This is a genomic window from Vibrio nomapromontoriensis (assembly GCF_050337205.1).
Lineage (GTDB): Bacteria > Pseudomonadota > Gammaproteobacteria > Enterobacterales > Vibrionaceae > Vibrio > Vibrio nomapromontoriensis.
On sequence record NZ_JAKJSS010000018.1, the window covers coordinates 48,856 to 67,841 of the forward strand.

Annotated in this window: 18 protein-coding genes; 6 read left to right on the top strand and 12 right to left on the bottom strand. The window is 47.7% G+C overall.

What is annotated here, in order from left to right:
* Nucleotide 1 precedes the first annotated feature (1 nt).
* The 3 genes from motA (at nucleotide 2) to L4D05_RS20795 (ending at nucleotide 2,267) form a co-directional block, all read left to right on the top strand.
* The gene (gene motA, locus L4D05_RS20785) at nucleotides 2–859 is read left to right on the top strand and encodes a flagellar motor stator protein MotA (protein WP_428753821.1); all 858 of its coding nucleotides are present in this window, start codon (nucleotides 2–4) and stop codon (nucleotides 857–859) included.
* Nucleotides 859–1,848: a flagellar motor protein MotB gene (locus tag L4D05_RS20790; protein ID WP_428795168.1), complete on the top strand. Its 990-nt coding sequence runs from the start codon at nucleotides 859–861 to the stop codon at nucleotides 1,846–1,848. Before motA ends, L4D05_RS20790 begins: the two co-directional genes overlap by 1 nt.
* A 125-nt stretch (nucleotides 1,849–1,973) precedes the next feature.
* Nucleotides 1,974–2,267 (top strand): hypothetical protein, encoded by a 294-nt coding sequence (locus L4D05_RS20795; RefSeq protein WP_265675177.1) that lies wholly within the window; start codon nucleotides 1,974–1,976, stop codon nucleotides 2,265–2,267.
* A gap of 88 nt (nucleotides 2,268–2,355) precedes the next feature.
* Here L4D05_RS20795 and L4D05_RS20800 read toward each other — a convergent pair whose 3' ends face one another.
* From L4D05_RS20800 to flgB, 12 genes are all read right to left on the bottom strand, one after another.
* Nucleotides 2,356–3,393 carry an MlaD/PqiB family protein gene (locus L4D05_RS20800; RefSeq protein WP_428795169.1) on the bottom strand — a complete coding sequence of 346 codons (1,038 nt, stop codon included), beginning with the start codon at nucleotides 3,391–3,393 and terminating at the stop codon, nucleotides 2,356–2,358.
* A 29-nt stretch (nucleotides 3,394–3,422) separates the two neighbouring features.
* On the bottom strand, nucleotides 3,423–4,322 hold the full coding sequence (gene flgL / locus L4D05_RS20805) for a flagellar hook-associated protein FlgL (protein ID WP_428795207.1): 900 nt from the start codon (nucleotides 4,320–4,322) through the stop codon (nucleotides 3,423–3,425).
* 9 nt (nucleotides 4,323–4,331) lie between these two features.
* Entirely contained in the window at nucleotides 4,332–5,705 is a 1,374-nt protein-coding gene (gene flgK / locus L4D05_RS20810; RefSeq protein WP_428753828.1) for a flagellar hook-associated protein FlgK, read from the bottom strand.
* A complete protein-coding gene (locus L4D05_RS20815) occupies nucleotides 5,702–6,247 on the bottom strand; it encodes a rod-binding protein (RefSeq protein ID WP_428753830.1) in 546 nt (181 codons plus the stop codon). Before L4D05_RS20815 ends, flgK begins: the two co-directional genes overlap by 4 nt.
* Nucleotides 6,248–6,256: 9 nt before the next feature.
* Complete coding sequence (locus L4D05_RS20820; protein ID WP_428753831.1) at nucleotides 6,257–7,378, bottom strand: flagellar basal body P-ring protein FlgI; 1,122 nt, start codon at nucleotides 7,376–7,378, stop codon at nucleotides 6,257–6,259.
* Nucleotides 7,378–8,052, bottom strand: a complete 675-nt coding sequence (flgH, locus tag L4D05_RS20825) for a flagellar basal body L-ring protein FlgH (RefSeq protein WP_428753832.1) — start codon at nucleotides 8,050–8,052, stop codon at nucleotides 7,378–7,380. Before flgH ends, L4D05_RS20820 begins: the two co-directional genes overlap by 1 nt.
* Before the next feature lie 30 nt (nucleotides 8,053–8,082).
* Nucleotides 8,083–8,868 carry a flagellar basal-body rod protein FlgG gene (gene flgG, locus L4D05_RS20830; protein ID WP_428753834.1) on the bottom strand — a complete coding sequence of 262 codons (786 nt, stop codon included), beginning with the start codon at nucleotides 8,866–8,868 and terminating at the stop codon, nucleotides 8,083–8,085.
* A gap of 24 nt (nucleotides 8,869–8,892) precedes the next feature.
* Nucleotides 8,893–9,624, bottom strand: a complete 732-nt coding sequence (gene flgF, locus L4D05_RS20835; protein ID WP_428795170.1) for a flagellar basal-body rod protein FlgF — start codon at nucleotides 9,622–9,624, stop codon at nucleotides 8,893–8,895.
* 10 nt (nucleotides 9,625–9,634) lie between these two features.
* Nucleotides 9,635–10,834, bottom strand: a complete 1,200-nt coding sequence (flgE, locus tag L4D05_RS20840; RefSeq protein WP_428795171.1) for a flagellar hook protein FlgE — start codon at nucleotides 10,832–10,834, stop codon at nucleotides 9,635–9,637.
* A 104-nt stretch (nucleotides 10,835–10,938) separates the two neighbouring features.
* A complete protein-coding gene (gene flgD, locus L4D05_RS20845) occupies nucleotides 10,939–11,616 on the bottom strand; it encodes a flagellar hook assembly protein FlgD (protein WP_428753837.1) in 678 nt (225 codons plus the stop codon).
* Entirely contained in the window at nucleotides 11,616–12,050 is a 435-nt protein-coding gene (flgC, locus tag L4D05_RS20850) for a flagellar basal body rod protein FlgC (protein WP_428753838.1), read from the bottom strand. The genes flgD and flgC overlap by 1 nt, the downstream gene beginning before the upstream one ends.
* Nucleotides 12,051–12,052: 2 nt before the next feature.
* Nucleotides 12,053–12,415: a flagellar basal body rod protein FlgB gene (gene flgB, locus L4D05_RS20855; protein ID WP_428753839.1), complete on the bottom strand. Its 363-nt coding sequence runs from the start codon at nucleotides 12,413–12,415 to the stop codon at nucleotides 12,053–12,055.
* Between the two features lie 114 nt (nucleotides 12,416–12,529).
* Here flgB and flgA point away from each other — a divergent pair, with 114 nt between their 5' ends.
* The 3 genes from flgA (at nucleotide 12,530) to flgM (ending at nucleotide 18,967) form a co-directional block, all read left to right on the top strand.
* Nucleotides 12,530–13,273 (top strand): flagellar basal body P-ring formation chaperone FlgA, encoded by a 744-nt coding sequence (gene flgA / locus L4D05_RS20860; RefSeq protein ID WP_428795172.1) that lies wholly within the window; start codon nucleotides 12,530–12,532, stop codon nucleotides 13,271–13,273.
* A 214-nt stretch (nucleotides 13,274–13,487) separates the two neighbouring features.
* Nucleotides 13,488–18,593 carry a polysaccharide lyase family 8 super-sandwich domain-containing protein gene (locus tag L4D05_RS20865; RefSeq protein WP_428795173.1) on the top strand — a complete coding sequence of 1,702 codons (5,106 nt, stop codon included), beginning with the start codon at nucleotides 13,488–13,490 and terminating at the stop codon, nucleotides 18,591–18,593.
* A 92-nt stretch (nucleotides 18,594–18,685) separates the two neighbouring features.
* Nucleotides 18,686–18,967 carry a flagellar biosynthesis anti-sigma factor FlgM gene (gene flgM / locus L4D05_RS20870; protein ID WP_428753843.1) on the top strand — a complete coding sequence of 94 codons (282 nt, stop codon included), beginning with the start codon at nucleotides 18,686–18,688 and terminating at the stop codon, nucleotides 18,965–18,967.
* Nucleotides 18,968–18,986 lie beyond the last annotated feature (19 nt).

The following is an 18,986-nucleotide window of genomic DNA, read 5'->3' on the forward strand; positions in this document are numbered from 1 at the left end:
TATGCAAAAATTTATGGGCGCGGTCATCATTTTGATGTGTGTCTTCGGCGGCTACGTTTGGGCTGGAGGCAGCCTAATGGCGATCTGGCAACCGGCTGAATTCCTCATCATTATTGGTGCAACGGTTGGCTCGCTGATCATTGGTAACCCACCACAAGTACTCAAAGAAATGCGTCTCCAACTGCGCTCTATCTTATCACCCCATAAAGAAGAGCAAGCCTTTTTCATGGAGCTGATGGCACTACTACAAATCCTGTTAGAAACTGTGCGCAGCGGCGGCTTTAAAGCGCTGGATAAGCACATTGAAAATCCAGAAGAAAGCCCATTATTTAACCGCTACCCACTGGTTAGCCGTGACTATCGCCTCGTTTCTTTCATAACCGACAATTTACGTTTAATGGCAATGGGACAAATGTCGCCTCATGAATTAGAGGGGCTACTAGAACAAGAGATCGAAGCCATACAAGCGGACCTTCTTCTGCCGTCACGTTCGATGCAAAGAACGGCAGAAGCCCTACCAGGTTTTGGCATCTTGGCAGCTGTTGGCGGCATTATTATCACCATGCAGGCCATTGATGGTTCAATCGCGATGATTGGTTATCACGTTGCCGCGGCTCTAGTGGGCACATTTTTAGGAATTTTTGGCTGTTATTGCTGCTTAGACCCAGCGAGTAACGCCATGGCTCAGCGCGTAAAACGAGACATGTCAGCCTTTGATTGCATCCGCGCCACCCTAGTGGCGTATGTTGCCAAAAAGCCAACACTGCTCGCCATTGACGCTGGCCGCAAACACATTCAGCTCGACATCAAACCAACCTTCAACCAAATGGAGAGGTGGCTCGCTGAACAGGAGGGATAATGCAAAAACAAGAGCACGTTGTCTTTAGGCGCTCAAGCCGCCGCCATGAAGAAGAATTCCATGGCGGCGCATGGAAAGTCGCATTCGCCGACTTTATGATCGCACTCATGGCTCTGTTTCTCGTATTATGGGTGATGCAAGTCGTTGATAAAGAAGAGCGAAAAGCGATTGTCGCTCACCTACAAATGGCCAGTGTCTTTGATAAGAGTACAGGTAACCTCTTTGATACCTCACAAAGTATCTCGCCTATCGATCTGACTTCAGACTCTTCTGTTGCTAGCCGTCATGATTCGGTGCATACGGTGAGCTCTTTTTTTCAAGGGGATCGCGATGGGCCCGAATCCGACTCGCTGATTGACGGCACATTTGATACTCAGGAGCGTCTCGCTGCGCTGGCAAAAGTCGTCAATGACATGATGCGTCAAATTAACGCTGAAGGTAATGTCGACATCACGGTCACGCCACAAGGCCTAAGGATCGTGCTGCAAGATGACTACAAACAAAATATGTTCCGACGAGGTGGTTCAACATTAACGCCATTTTTTGAAGACTTATTACTGGCTTTAGCGCCTATCTTTAACCGCGTTGAAAACCCGATGATTATTAGTGGTCATACCGATGCCACGCAATATCAAAAAGCCTTTCGTGACTCATCAAACTGGGAGCTTTCTTCCTCCCGCGCCAATCGAGCAAGGCAAACCCTTGTCGCAGGAGGCATGCCAGAGCAGCGAGTATTGCAAGTCACCGGCATGTCGGATCGGGCACTGCTAAACCGAGAAGAACCCAAATCGAGCGAAAATAGACGCATCGAACTGTTTGTTCTCACCACACCTGCCGCCCAAGTCATCAGTACGTTATTTGGCGAGCAACCAACCAGTGAACTAAATAAAGCGCGACAAAAAGCTAAATTCAATCAACCTGTATTCAGGCACGACACGATTGGTTATTCGGTGGACACCTCTCCCCCTATAACCCCTCAGCCTCTCTAGTGGTTTTATTGCTAGCAAGTTCTATGCTTTAGATAACTTGCTAGCAATAGACACATGTGTTTGTGATGAATAATGGTGACCGACCAAGAATCGAACGCCAGTTGATGAATTTAAGTTGAGTCTTTATGAATCAAACCCCTCCACATACTGCTGCGTCTCAACCGGACTCGCTAAAGAAGGCGTTCCTGTGGTTGGTGATTATTGATTATATTCTTCTGGCATTGTTCTTAAGCCAGTTGCCAACTCTCACCCTTAAAGCAGGAACCGGGATCAGCCTGTTATTGGTTATCTACAACGTGTTACTCAGCTTTCTTTGTTTTCGCCGTACTCAGCAAAGAGATGGCTATATCATCTACCCCACTCTCTCCGCCACCCTACTGGCGTTTATCTGCTTTTTGTATTTTTTCTTTTTGGTATAAAAACAGCTTACTCATTACAATGGGTAAGCTGTTTTTATATTGATGCTGGCGTTATTAGGATAAAGAGCAGAACCGCTTCGTTAAGGCACTACTTCAACAACGCCACAACTGTGTGGCGACGCACGTTAGCTTGGGCATTGAGGGCTTGGAAGGTGCTGGTGAAATCATTGGATTGCTGGCTAAATTGCGCCAGAGAACCACTCACCTGATTGGCTGAGGGAAGGTTGGATTGGCTTTGAAGTCGCGACATTTGCGCGTTAAGTTGAGACTGGAATTGTTTGCTCTCTCTCAGGCTAGATTGGGCTTGCTGAAGGTGCTGATTCACGGTGGTAATAGACTGTTTAATACCCTCGCGAGAACCCAAATCAAAACGCAGTTCAGCGATGCCATCTGGCTCTGCTTTTACGGTAAACGTGTTCGCTTGACCTGCGGGGAAACGATGTCCCTGTCCGGTAACGTTAACTTGTTGCTGCATCGCAAGGTAAGCGGACTCTTGTGCTTGAAACACGATATTACCATCCTGAGCAAGGCTTGCTCGCATACCCATTGGAATCAAATTTCGATCCAATTGCTTAACGGTGCGATCACCCTGAGATTGTCCATCAAACTGCATGATAACCGTGCCGTGACCGGGAAAATCAAGACGCACTTGCTCACCGCGCTCACTCATTCTGTTGACGTTTAAGCCAGGAATAGAAAAGTGCCTGACATCCGCACTGTTTAATTTCAGCTTAAGCTCATTATCCACGACACGCTTATCATCAAAGCGCGCCTGATCTAGCGCTGATTCAATATTGTGTTTTGACCGAGATAGTACATTGGTCAGAGCGGGAGACGCCCCTTGGTTAAGCGCCTGAGTTAACGTGCGCTTTATCTGAGTCAGCTCTTTCCCCACACTATGCAGCGCTTTATCAGCGATTTGTACCGATGTTGCCTGTTGCTGGCCTTGCGTGAGCAAAATACCAGAAAGCGAATAGGACGTAGGCGTCATATTCGCTTGGGGCGCTAGGTAACGTTTAGACAGAGATGAGCTTGGTTCCGAGGCTTGGGATAGCGCAATATTAGTGGTTTCCTGCCCGCTTAATTTAATACTATGCGGTCTTACTTCCACGGTACTTACTGCCATATTACGTTCCCTAATTGACTCTTCATGCGTTAAATTCGATCAAACAATGACAGATCATTGATTTTCACATAACTGGCCTGCGTGGCTTGCAACGCCGCCATATAATTGCTCAGGCGTACCGAGGCTTCTCCGTAATCCAAAGCAGAAATATCGCTGGTGACCTTATCAACAAATAATTGACTTTCATTGTGTGCGTCATCGAGTAGATCGAGATTATTATGACGCCCACCAATTTCGGTCATCGCCCCCAAAACGTTACCCAAGCTATCATCGATCGCCGCAAGGCTGGCATCAACTTCAGGTCTAAAATTTGGGCTCGGGTTCTTAAATTCGACAATGAGTGCATCAATTTGATTAAGAGCATTGCTGCCTCCACCAAGGTCGAGAATATCTTGTGCCGTCATGTTGGACGTCATCGTCACGCCCTTGGCTACCGTCACAACCCGTTTATCGCTATTACCATCAATGGTATAACCGGCCCCTGAATTCGACACCGCCGCGGTATCCGTTTTGGTTCCAGAGAACAAAAAGTGCCCTTCTTCATCTTGAGCGTTAAACGAAGACACGACAGAGTCTCGCAAGCTTTCAAGCTCGGTGATCATGCCAGCACGGTCTTCATCGGTTAACGTACCATTGGAACCCCAAAGCACGAGTTCTCTCATGCTTTGTAAGCTTTCTGTCACTGAATCAAGTTGAATTTCCTGACTCGACAGCGTCGTTTTAACGTTGGCAATATTGCGATGATATTGATTAATGGCGCTGCCCTCTCGCTCTAAGTTGAGCAACTTGATCGACGCCATGGGATCATCCGATAGCTTGGTGAGCCTATCCCCGGTTGCCATTTGCTGCATCACTTTGCCTAAACCGGCATTATTTAACTGCAAGCTTTGCAGCATCATTTGGCTAAATTGGGTATCACTGATTCTCATCATTGCTCCTTAAAACAGTTGCAGCACGGAATCAAACAATTGATTCGCAGTGCTGATCACTTTCATGTTGGCATTATGAGCATTGGCAAACGTCATCAGGTTTGCCGCTTCTTCATCGCTACTCACCGCACTCACATTATCGCGCGCTGCAACAGCTTGTTCATTCATAGCGTTTTTCGCCTGATAATCAGACTCGGCTTGGCGGGCTTTAATCGCCGTTTCACCAATCATGGCGGTAAAAGCATCATTGAGTGATAACGACCCAAACCCCGACACCGCTACTGGTTTATTACTGATAGCAATAAGATCGGTTAAATTGTCGCTGTTACCCGGATTACCATCGCCAGACAAGGCCAATTCATCGGCTTTGATATCACTGATAGAAAGGCTGGCTGCTGGGTTGGCAGGGTCATAGGTAAACAAAGGCTTACCCGCATTGCCATTGAGATCTAAACCCGCCGATAACGTGGTATTAAATTCATCGGCGAGATGCATCGCCATGTCATTCAAGGCATCTTGATTAGGTTTGAGTACGTCGATTTGGTATTCATGCAGTGCGCCTAACTTACCGCCAATATCGCCGTTGGTGGCAAAAGTTTGTTGACCAAACTTTATATGCAGCTGAGCTAAATACGGATCACTGGCATCTGGAATCGCAGTAATTGAACCTGCATCACCGCCTAAGACGAGAGGCTGCCCAGAGGCAAGTGATACCTGCACACTGCCATCGGGTTGATTCGTGGTTTTCACGGCCATCACTTCCGACAACGAACCAATGAGGTTATCGCGGGTATCCATGAGTTGAGCAGGATTGCCGCCTGTACCATTGGTCTCAACAATCTGTTTGTTCACTTCTGCGATATTGGCCAGAAGACTGTTGGCATGAGAAATTGCGGCATTTCTCTGCTCGTGCGTATCTTTGTGTTGATTGTGCAAAGACTCTGTCAGGGTATTAAAACGGCGAGCCAGTGCTTCAGATTCATTAATAATTTGCTGTCTGAGTGGTGTGGACTCTGGCTTTGATGTCGCATCATTAAGCGAGGCAAACAGAGAGTCCAATCCTTGGTTCAAACTAAAGCCATCAGCACCGAGCATGCTTTCGAGCTGGCTCATGCTACTCATGTAGCTGGCTGAGTAGTTGGCAGCGCTGCTAGTCGACCATGTTTGAGACACTAAATACTGGTCGGTAACACGGCGAATACTGGTGACCTCGACCCCCATACCCGGGCTAGTCGCGTTGTACTTTCCCCCAGCGACGGACGCCATCATCGCCTGCTGACGGCTGTAGCCTGGGGTATTAATATTGGCCACATTTTGCGCCGTCACATCAAGCGCAACGCGATTGGCATTCATGCCAGATAACGCAATGTTAACGAGATTCATAATAGCTCACGCTCCGTTGTTCTCATGAGAGGCTGGGAAAATGCCATCGTGGTGGCAGACTCTTGCGGTGATTGCAAAGTAAAGGCGACCTTGCCAGGTGGCGCATTAACCTCAGAGGCAACTTTGTTGTTCTCTATCGGCAAGGCTTGTGAGCTTGCTTCCAGATCATTCGCAGACGCCATGGCCAATGCGCTGTTGGTATCGAACTGCACTTCTGCATGAGAGGGGCTCAATTGCTTAACCAGCATGTCGGCAATACCGGAATGCTGCTTTCTAGCTAGCTCAATAGACAACTGGCCATCGTGCATATCTCGAAATACCCCTTGTTGCTGCGATGAAAATGGGCTGTCTTCATCGGCAAGCACATCACTGCTGCTGCGCATTTGTCTCAGCACCATTTGCAAGAACATCGCCTCAAACTGCCCGGCGACTTCTTTGAGTGCCGTTTGAGAATCCGTACTGTGCTTGATGTTCGCTAACGCCGCATTGTCGTGATACAGCACTTGCGTTTTCATCGCCGAATTCGTCGTATCTATCTTCATACTGCTCTCCTAAATCACGACAAGTTCTGCGTTAAGCGCACCCGCTTCGTGCAGCGCCTGTAAAATAGACATCAAATCCGTTGGGGTAGCTCCTAAACTGTTCACGGCATTCACAATGGTATTTAGCTCAGTACCAGGCGGCCAAATCACCATTTGAGCTTGGTCTTCACTAATATCGATTTTTGATTGGTCAACAACGACGGTATCGCCATCGGCAAACGCATTCGGTTGGCTTACTCGTTGTGACTCGGAAATGGTCACTGTCAAATTACCGTGGCTCACTGCCGCTTCGCTAACTTTGACATTTTTACCAATCACCACCGTGCCAGAACGAGAGTTAAATACGATACGCGCAGGCTTACGCCCTTCGACCACACTCATTTCTTCTAACATCGACATCATGGTGACTCGCTGCTGAGTATCTTGTGGGGCACGCATATCCACGCGCGCTTTATTCACCGCAATGGCGACATCTGGCCCAAACGTCGCGTTAATCTCACGAGCAATATTTTTCGCCGTGGTAAAGCTAGCTTTGCGCAGATGCAAGGTGACTTGGTCGCGGCTATTAAAGTCTGATGGAATTTCTCGCTCTAGTATGGCGCCATTAGGAATGCGTCCCGAGGTTGGCGTATTCACGGCAATTTTCGAACCACTTCGACCCTCTGCCGATACACCACCAATCACCAAGTTACCTTGTGCGACCGCGTACACTTCTCCGTCGACGCCTCGTAATGGCGTAAGTAAAAGCGTGCCGCCTCGCAGGCTTTTCGCGTCACCAATAGAAGACACGACAATATCTAAGGCTTGTCCCGGCCCCGCCATTGGATCGACCATCGCCGTGACACTGACCGACGCCACATTACGCAGTTTTGGGTTGTCGGCATCATCAATTTGTACGCCAAATTGACGCAACATGTTCATGATGGACTGAGCGGTAAATTTCACTTGGTTACGGTCACCCTGACCGTCTAATCCCACCACCAAACCATAACCGACCAACTGGTTGTTGCGGATGCCTTGCACATCCACCAAGTCCATAATTGGAATCGGCGTCTCTGCTTTTGTCGTCGTCACCATACCGAGTGTCAGCACCAAAAACAGCGTGGTGCACATTATTTGTTGTCGATTCATTAAAAAGGTATCCATGGGCTGGTAAAGAACTGCGTTAACCACCCAGCTGAGTTACTGTCGGCTAATGCGCCACGTCCTGAGTAAGTGATACGGGCATCACCAATACGATGGGAAAATACTTGGTTGTAACGGTCGACATCATCAATGCGCACGATCCCTGTCACACGAATAAATTCGTCCCCTTGATTAAGGCGAATCCATTTCTCTCCACTGACTCGCAATACGCCATTAGGCAACACTTCATGTACGGTGACGGTAATCGCCCCTTCCAAACTGTTGCCCTGCGAACTGGCGGCGGAGCCATCAAAATTACGGTCACCATTGAGACCAACAGCGGTTTCATCCAGCGTTTTACCGCCAATGGTGGCCGCTCCAAAGTTCACACTCGACGATTTGCCAAATTTGGTATCGGCTTTCTTACTGGATTGCGTTTCTTCAGCAAGCAAAATCGTCAGCATGTCACCAACACGGTATGCTCGACGGTCCTGAAACAAGGTTAAGTTATAGCGGTGGCGATACAGACTGCCGCCCTCCGCTTCTGGTAAATCGTAGTTAAGCACTGGTGGCGCGTATTTTTGCTCGTCGGGCTCTGGCGGCACGAACTCTTGACGGACAGAGCATCCGGTTACGCCGAGCAATAGCATTGCAGTGATCAATATTGAACGCCATGTCATGTCAAAAATCCTTACGCGTAACGCGACCACTTATACTGATTGAGCGACAAACTTGAGCATGTCATCAGCCGCAGAAACCACTTTGGCATTCATCTCATAAGCACGCTGAGTGGTGATCATATCGACCATTTCTTCCACTACCTGCACGTTGGAACCCTCAAGCGCCCCTTGTTTAATGCTGCCAGCCCCATCTTCACCGGGAATCAACTCTTCTGCCTGACCACTGGCTTCAGTCTCTTTAAACAAGTTGCCACCGACCGCTTCCAAGCCAGCTGGGTTAATGAACTTTGCCAGCGAAATCTGCCCCAAATTTTGCGGCACTGTACTATCTGCAGTAGTGGCGCTAACCGTACCATCAACTCCAACCGATAGACTTAACGCGTTATCAGGCAGCTGAACTTGTGGCTCTAATGGCAAGCCCTGACTGTTCACCATCAAACCTTCTGAGTTGACATGAAACTGGCCATTTCGGGTATACATGATCTGACCATCGGAATTTTCTATCTGGAAAAAGCCTTGCCCCATGACCGCTAAATCCAACTCTTGTCCGGTATTTTGTGCACTGCCTTGCGTAAACACTTTTTGCGTGCCGACCACGCGTACACCGCTCCCTAGCTGAACCCCAGTTGGCAGTTGATTAACTTGGTCGACTTGTGCGCCTGGCTGGCGCTGAATGCTGTAAAATAGATCTTCAAAAACCACGCGATCGCGCTTAAAACCGACCGTATTGACGTTGGCTAGGTTATTCGAGATGGCCGTCATCTTCGTATCTTGCGCGGCCATACCCGTTTTACTGATCCATAGTGCTGAATGCATTGTGTTGCTCCTTTACTGTGCGCGTTAACGCGCACTCATCAATTTATTGCCTGCTTGCGCCAGGGTTTCTGCCGTTTTCATCATGCGAACTTGCATCTCGAAGTTACGTGTCAGTGACATGACACTAAGTAACTCGTCTATTGCCGAGACGTTACTTGCTTCAATATGCTCAGGGGCAAGGTTCACCGTTGCGTTAGCCGCAAATGGCGCGCCAGTATTGCTGTGAAGCAGGCTATCGCTCTCTTTTTGCAATTGAGTCGGCTCAGGCTTAACGAGCTTAAGTTGCCCCACTTCCACTTCGGCATTGCCACCGGGAGGAATGATAGACACGCGACCTCGCTCGCTGATCTCGACTTTTTGATAATCAGGCAGAACCATAGGACCGTTGTTACCGACTACCGCAAAGCCGTTGATGCTCATGGCACCGAACTCATCGACTTTAATGTTACCAGCCCGGGTATAGGCTTCATCGCCTGCTGGAGTTTGCACGGTTAGAAAGCCATCCCCCATCACGGCAACATCCAATGCTCGACCAGTTTTCACTACGTCCCCTGCATCAAAACGGGTTGCCGCTGAGTTAGTCACCACCATCGTACGACCGTCAAAGCCAGAACCTTGCAACGGCACACTTTGTACCCGCTCCATATCGGCGCGAAAGCCGGTGGTATCAGCATTCGATAAGTTATTTGAACGAACGTGCTGGGCTTTTAATACCCGACTGGCGCCGGTGGTGGCGGTAAACAATAAGCTGTCCATGCTCGATTCCTTATACTGCGTTGAACAGGGCTTGAGTCAGCTTGTCTGAAGTCGAAATAGTCTTAGCATTGGCTTGATAGTTACGCTGCGCGGTCATCAAGTTCACCAACTCTGAGGTCAGATCCACATTCGAGCCTTCCAACGCCCCAGGTGTTAAATCCCCTAACACGCCAGTCCCTGGCGTCCCCATCACTGGTGCGCCGGAGCCATAACTTTGTGTCCATGCCGTGCCATTGGTTTTCGCTAGACCTTGTGGGTTAGCGAAATTAGCGAGCACCACCTGACCTTGCAGCTGCGATTGACCATTGGTGTAAGTTGCGAAAACCATACCGTTGTCTTCTACGCGTACACCCGCTAACTCACCAGAGGTGTAGCCATTGGGGCTATTGGTACTCACACCAAACGCCGCGCCAAATTGAGTACTGCCTGCCAAGCTAATATCCACACTCATGCTATTCGCGCCCGCTGCCGGGAAAGCGACGTTAAAGCTGCCAGTTGGTGATGCGAGTGTCCCGTCTGGATTAAAGGTGACGCTTTGAGTCGTCGCTGGGGTGGTCGCCGAGCCGTCCACTTCTACATTCACTTGCCATGTGTTGTCCGCCGTTTTAGTAAAGTACTGCGTCACAGTATGAGAATTACCTAACGAATCATGCACTTTGGTGGTGTAAGAAGAGTTAAAAGAATTCGGATCCGTGGCATCAAATGGATTCACCGCTTGGTCAATCACATCTGAGCTAGCATCAAAGTTGGCGACAAAATCTAATTTATCTGTGGCTTGAGCGGCTAATGATGACGTGCTGATTTTGACATCGCCAACGGAGCCTGTGAGGAGGTTATTATTGCCATCTACGCTATAACCTTGCAGCTTGGCACCAGTATTACCGACAACGTAATTGTCTTTGTCAGTACCAAACACACCCGCGCGGGTATACAACATCTGTCCCATATGGTCTTTGGTGACGAAAAAACCGTTACCGTTAATCGCCAAATCCATTGAACGACCAGTGCCTGATACCGAGCCATTTTTATCAAAATTTTGCGAAATGGCGGCGACTTCTACTCCGCCCGCCTGCATGCCGTTATACACGGCTGAAAATTCTGTTCTTGCTTCTTTAAAACCATACGTCGATGCGTTAGCAATATTATGGCTGATCGTATTAAGTTGTGAGTTGGTGGCGTCCAAGCCACTGAGTGCGATATCAAAGCTCATGATGTCCTCTTCTTTGTCTTTTAGTTGGTGCTCAATTAATGGTTATATTCAATTACAAGTTGCACTTAACGTTTAACACTTAGCATTTAACACATAGCTAGGCGCTAGGCACCGAACTGACTGATTTGATAGAAAGGTACGCTGCCGACACCGGTAATATTGACGAGTGCGGCACCACCAGTACTTGGAATTCGAACTTGCTCAACTTCGCCAGCAAGCAGTAGATTGGGTGCCGCTTGGCCTTCTTGTACTTCCACCGATATACGATAATTTCCGGGCTTCAATCCATGCTTTTCAGGATCGAGAGAGAAATCGACATCACCCGCAGCATGGGCACCTAATGGCACCTTTGTTTTCTGGCCGAACTCATCTTCTACGATCAATGTCACCTGATTCGACGGATGAGCAAGCTCAATCTTGCCACTCTGTACCCCTTCTCCCATTTCAAATTCATTACTGTTGACGTACACGGTTTGCCCCACAAGTCCTGCGGTTGATAACACTTGCATGTTGTCGAGCAGCACCATGCTGTTTTGCATTAACGTCGACATATTTTCAGTACTTTGAACTTGAGAAAACTGAGCCAATTGGCTGACGTATTCGGTTCCATCAAGGGGGTTTAATGGGTCTTGGTTTTGTATCTGCGCCACCATTAGGCTGATAAATTCATTCTGCAAAGAACTGGCGCTGTTCATATCTTGCGGGTTCGCCGAGATCCCAGCATTGCTTTGTGTAGCCAGCGGCGCATCGGCGTCTAACGCCGTAAATTGTGCAATGCTCATTAACGTCCCTCTCCTAGGCGAAGTAGCCCTTGCTGCATGCTTTTGACATTCGCCAACACTTCCACATTGGTTTCAAAGCTGCGCGTTGCCGACATCATGTCAGCCATTTCCGTCACCACATCTACGCCGGGGTAATACACGTAACCTTCTTGATTGGCGAGCGGGTTATTGGGCTCAAATCGCTGTTCCGCTTGGGTTTGGCTTTGCACCACATCGACAATGCGTACTTCCGCATTAGGGTAAACGGATTGTTCCGCGGAAAGCTGAGATTGGTTGTACACCGTAGCAAACACGGGTTTGAGTGCTTTATAAGCATCATCAGGGTTAGCCGATACGGCATCCGCATTGGCTAAGTTACTGGCGACCGTGTTAAGGCGTACGGTTTGCGCCGTCATCGCAGAGCCTGCGATCGAATAGATATCAGTAAATGACATGATTAACGTCCTTCAATTGCTTTCGCCAGCCCACTTAGCTTCATATTGAGAAACGTCAGGCTAGTTTGAAAATCCATGTTGTTTTGCGCGAACTTGGCTTGTTCGACACCTAGCTCAACGGTATTACCGTCTTTGCTGTTCTGGTAAGGCATGGCATATTTCGCTTCCACAGTCATTTGCGGGGCTTGCGGTTGCACGCCATTAGGCGTCATTTTTCCCATCACAGTCTTAAAGCTAAGATCTCTTGCGAGGTATCCAGGGGTATCGACATTTGCTAAGTTACTTGCCAAGACCTTGGTACGTTGCACTCGAAAATCGAGCGCGTTAGGGTGGACACCCAGTGCATTTTCAAAGCTGATTGCCATCTCATATTCCTTTTCCATTCGCCAAGTACCACGAATAGATTACAATATGCGTGCCATAAATATTTTCTTTTAAAAACAACAATATAAAAAAGCAAAGGGAAGCCATCCTTCCGTTTGTCGGAAGCAGTAGTCATGATAGGGAAGCGAGTAGGAAGTGCTATTTGGATGATATTTTCTAGCGCCGTGATGTCACAACAAGTGACCACAATGAGCGCCGACGATATTCGCCAAACCGTAGAACAATCCGTCAAATCTGAGCTTAACTTGCTGGCAAAGCAGCAAAAATGGAGCGCGTTTGACATCGCTCTCGTGACCTTCGTTCCAGAGTCAGTAAAACACTTACCACGCTGCCAACAACCACTCATGATTAACGGACGTGATAACCAGTCAATGCCCATTGGTCATCTAAAGCGCAGTGTCATTTGCCAAGATGGCATGAATGACTGGCGCATTAACACCACGATACGATCGACATTAACGTTGCCTGTCGTTGTCGCGGCGAAAACTTTATCTCGCGACAGTGAAATTACCCTAGCGGACATCAAGCTTGAGCGACGTGACTTAACTCGAGACACGCCCTTTATTGCCACCCTAGAACAAGCCACTGGCAAACAAGTCAATCGTCGACTTCGAACAGGTCAAATGGTGAATTCACGTTATGTCAGCGCCCCTCCTTTAGTGCAAAAAGGCAATGAAGTGATCATCATCGCCAGCAGCGGAAAATTCAGTGCCCAAACACGCGGGGTGGCAATGGAGACGGGTGGAAAAGGTGAGCAAATTGACGTACAAAATAGTCGTTCAAAAAAAGTTATTCGCGCCGTTGTGACGGGTTTAAACCAAGTGCATACTCAATTTTAATCATAACCAGCACCGCAGTAACGACCACAACCAATAACCCAGCAAAATAATTGCCACTCCTTATTTATAAAATTCGAATATTGGTTCCAATAATATTTGTAACGACTTTATTTCTTGTAGCTATCGTAAAAAAGAAAAAACATCCAATTATAAATAATAAGTGGTGATAGTTATGCGAACACTCACGTTTATGAGACGGTCCTCTTTGAGTCTAATGACTCTTGTTGCACCAATCTCACTTGCTGCAAATAATATAGTTATTGAATTTGAAGATTATGATACGGGAGGTCAACCCCTCAGCTACTTCGATAGCACACCGGGTAACTCTGGCGGTAAATATCGGACAGATGACGTCGATATTCGAGGAAATGGTTCTGGTGGTTATTCCATTGGCTGGACGAAAGATGGAGAGTACCTTAATTATACGGTTAACATTGAACAAGCCGGGCAATATCGACTCGATGCACTCGTAGCAGGCAACAACACCAACCCTATGACAATGAGTTTCCACCTGACCGATGGGAGCCATCTAGGAACGCTTACTTACACGCCTCTTATTGCCGATGTCAGAAGTTTTCAAACCGAAACACTCTCCGCGATTCAGCTTCCTAAAGGCCCTGTCACCATTCAAGTACGCCTATATAGCGGTGCCCTTTCTCTCGACAAGTTCAGCTTAACGCTCGAACAAGCGGCTTCAGAAGAAGACACGCTATATGGTCCAGGCTCTAGCATCGTCAATTATGCCAAACTACCCGGTTCCTTTTATGCCGCAGACTACAGTGGTTACTTTGATACCACAGAGGGAAACCTAGGAGGCGGCTATCGTGACGATGATGTCGATATCCGTTATAGCCAGCAAACGCCATTAGTTGGCTGGACACAACCGAATGAATCTCTTCGTTTTGACACCGTGGTTGCTAAAAGTGGTGCGTATGATGCTACGTTTTATCTCGCCTCCGACAGCGACAAAGACAAAAATCTCGCCCTCTTTAACCAGCAAAACCAAAGACTGGCAAGCTTAACCTTCAACACGCAAGCCGAAGGAGCCTACAACTTTGCGCCTTTCGTCATGACAGGACTCACTCTGCTTAAAGGAAGGCAACAACTTGAAGTGAGGTTAGCAAGCAACGGGTTCAGAATTCGAGACATTGCTATTACACCGTCTGACGACCGAGATGGTGATTGGGTCGGTGATAATACCGATGCCTTCCCTGATGATATCTCAGCTAGCATTGACAGCGATAAAGATGGCTACCCCGATCAATGGAACAACGGAAAAAGTGCCGCAGACTCGTCAGATAATCTCGCGCTTGATCGCTTTCCTAACGACCCAAAAGAATGGCAAGATACCGATAACGATGGCATGGGAGACAACGCCGATCCCTATCCCACACTGCCTGATCTTTCCATCGCTCCAGTTATGCTCGTACCGGGAGAAATGCAAGCCGAACACTTTCGCTTCGGTTCAAACCACGACGCCTACTATGACACCACGGCAGGCAATGCGAGCAAGCAACATCGCTTAGATGTAGACGTCGATATTCACAATAACAATCGTGCAGACGAAAATGGCCAAGCCACCTACGGTGTCGGCTACATTCACGATGGGGAATGGCTAGAATACGAAATAGACGTGATGTCTAGTGGGCTCTATCAGTTTACGATGATGGCTGGAAGCGGACAAATCACCAAGCCTGTGAGCGTGAGCGTCTATGTGGACAATCAAGATTATGCCTTGGAGTATACCGCCGCTACTGAAGACAAGCGCCAATATCAGCTTGCTTTGCTAGATAAAGACATCACGTTGTCTGCTGGCACACATCGCTTAAGGATCCTATTTAGCGATGCTAATAGCGCATCATTCGACGCTTTCTCTCTGACACCGCTAAACGACTCAGACCAAGACGGCGTGTCTGACGGCAGGGATGCATTCCCAAATGACGCAAGCGAATGGCTCGACAGTGATGACGATGGAATCGGCGATAACCAAGACGCTTTTCCTCACAATGCTGCCGCAAGTGTTGATGGCGATGATGATGGTTACCCTGACTCATGGAATGAACATTGTAGCCGAGACTGCCAATTGGCATCGGGATTAAGACCGGATGAACTCCCTCATGACTCTGGCAACTATCGCGATAGCGATGGCGATGGTATTGGCGATAACGATGACCCTATCGACAATCGATTCAACCAGACTGCTTTTAATAGCGAACAATTGATATTTAACCGTTTTGAAATCAAAACCAAGAGCGCTGCAGGTGACATTGTTATTGGCCAAATTCAGCCAGTAAGCAACCGATTTGCGCCCGATTCACCGCTAACTGACAGCGCTACTTTTGTTCTAACACGAGATGATAGCCAGTTATTCTCTTTATCTAATGAGAGAGACAGTGCAGGCCGCTTATTTGGGCGACTCACGCTCAATAAAAACGATGCGATAAACTGGGACAAAAGCCATTTTATTGAAGTTGAGCTTCAAGATGAGGGCGAACTGATTGCCCGAGTAGAAACCTTAGTTGAAGCGGTAGATAACACCGCTTGGCAGCAATTTTTTGACCATTTCTATCGGTATGCAATGACAGAGCAATATCGACTGCACAGTGGCAGAGAATACTCAGATGAAGTGGTTAACACTGAAATTAATCACCTAATAAACAATAGCTACCAGGTTGAGTATGCATTCCACCGCACATCGTCAGGCTGGGAAGCCGACAGCCACTTACCGATTCACTTCTATGATTACGATAGCGAAGACGCACTCGCTGACTATGGCCAAAATACGGTAACACCTTCTGTATTAGCGGATGAAATGGAACAAAGCGCGTTGCACCTCGCGGCGTTATCCTATGCATATACCCACCTTGAAGCGTATCAATCCGGCTCAAAGCGTACTCAATTGCGGGACACGCTACTGCGAGCGCTAGAAGTCTGGCTTGATGCTTTTCCAAGCACTGATTTTGGTAATTTTACCGGAGTGGACTACAACGATACCACACACGCTTGGCGCTTCACCGACCCAATATCGGGGGTTGTAATTAGCCTAGCCGAGGACATCCATGCCGGAAAAATAAAAGGAAAAAGTCTCTATAAACGCCTAGACGAGAAAATCAGTGATTTCCTCTCGCAAGTCGCTTTCGACCTTCCCAAGGGTAACGTCTCTATAGACTATTTCCGTTACTACAATGCCGAAGACCTCGATTCATCGCCTGGAGCATGGTCCGATGCCAATCGCGCACATCGTCTGCGAACTTGGGCAGCCATGGTTGCCTTTTACAAAGACTATAATCGGCCAATTACGTACAATCCTCTCTGGTATCGTGATTATGAAGGTGACCAACCAGGTCTCGGTTGGGCCTCACAAAACACCACTTTATTACCGGGATGGAGCCCAACGGCAAGCTTCAGTGACCTAAAATTTTGGATTGAAAGCAATGGCATTGAAGCACAACGTTACGGACGATCTGGGCTATTGCCTGATGGAACCATGAGCCACCATACTGGATTAAGACAAGATCTTGCCATGTATGCGTACGGTTATGAGTGGATTACCGAAGAAGCTTATATCTTTGCTTCTTACTTAAAAGAAACACCCTTTGAAATTTCTGCTACCCCTTATGATTTTTCACTGCAGGTTCTCAATCACACGATGCCATGGTTAATCTACGGTGAATCGACAGATTTCCAAGCAACAGGACGCAGCCATTATCAAACTCATGTCGGCGATTTTGGTCGCTATATTCTGGCTAAGGATGCTAACCGGCTTATCACTAATGCGCCTCCAGCAACAGATACCGATTCTGTGCATCAGCTATCTAAGCTAGTTCAAGACATTTCAGAAAACACCCACCAGCAATTGGGTAGTAATGCCTTTTGGGTCAACGACTATCTGATTCATCGCCGAGATAAATGGGACAGTAAGACATCTCAATACAAAGAGTGGTTCAGCTCACTCAAAATGGAATCACAACGAACGCGCGGTGCAGAAAGCTTCTCCGAAAGTCCATACGGCTTTATGAATGGGCGCGGTGTACTGCAAGTCAAAACTAACGACAGTAACTACGATGAAATTCGTTACGACTGGGATTGGCATTTACTCCCTGGAATCACGGAGTCATGGCGACAAGACGCCCTTCCTCTTCAATCCAGTGAAAAAGCCGGTAATCCCTCTGCCTTCGCTTCGGTTCTGGCCAATAGTTATACCGATAGCAATAATGCGTATGGCATGGCGGCGTTTGAGTATGCGAGCGATCACAGTTACACCACCGTAACCGCTAACAAGTCTTACTTTTTCCTTGATGAGATGGTGGTCGCGATGGGAAATAACATCCAGCGTATCCGTGATGATTTATCAACACCCAACGGCAATGCCAATATCCTTACGGTGATCGACCAATTACACTGGCAAACACCATTCACTTACAACCCAGGGCAAGGCAACAGTGTCGGTTCCAATGGCAAGAAAGTCGCCCAGATTCAAACCGAGTGGTCTTCTAACCCTGCCAGTGACCCAAGCCAGCCTGTCGAACAACAAGTCATGTGGTTCCACCACGCTGATAAGGGCTACGTCATCTTGCCGCAAAATGGACAAAAAGTACGTACCTACCTACGCGGTGGTAACGCCATTCCGGACTCGGATAGCAAACTGAATAGCGGAGAAAATGGAGCAAGGCTTAAGCCACTGATGATTGCTATTAATCACGGTAAAGAGATTCAAGGAGCAGGCGAAAGAAGCCACTATACATACCTGACATTGCCTTTTATCACTGCCGATGAAATGCCGACAACGGTAACGGATATTCTTAGTCGATTAGAGGTATACCAGCAACCGGAGCGACACCTAGAAGCAATCTACTACCGTAACGCCGATGACACGCAACACGTTGCGCAAATTGTCTTTCGACAAGCAGGGTCGCTCACTTTCGATAATGGATTGAACGTTGCAGTGAACAAGCCAGCTCTCGTACAAATGGTGAAGTTAAATACGTCGACATGGAGCATCACAATAACGGATCCTTACGCAGACGATGATCCAAGCATTGCGGCTCCCACTAATAAATTTCAGCATCATGCCTTGAAAGCGACCAACGAAATAATTTTGAACGTAAGTCTCAACTTTGCTTCAGGCCGTTACTCATATCTGACTCAAGGTATCAAAAAAGAGGCGATCCCCTCGCAGCAAGTTTTCGTTTCCAGTATCAATAATGGCACGGAATTCATTTTTCGATTGCCTGATTCCACTAATGCGGATGATTATCAAGGTAAAGAAAATCTGTACTTAGGAATGCCTGTCAGCATTCAAATTGAAGAAATAGACTAGCTCGCTGAATAACAGGCAAACAAATTGTTTAATACTTTTTGTTTGCCTGTCGCCCTATACAGTTAACGACACAGCGACAGGACATCATAGCAATGAAAATAGACAAGGTAGCTGGTGGGCACGTCCCACAAACCAACTTTAATCAATCTAAAAATCAAGCCCCTGAAGCCCCTGCTCGTAGGGCAATCAGCAACACAGATTTTAACGCCAATACTGCTGCCTTAGATAAAGCACAGGCCGACCTCGCCACATTACCTAATGTCGATATGGCAAAAGTTGAACAAGTGCGAAATGCTCTAGCTAATGGCGAACTTGGACTGGACATTAAAGCGTTGTCACAAGCGGTGATGCGTTTTCACACTGGTCATGAATAAGCGCGTAAACGAATAAACC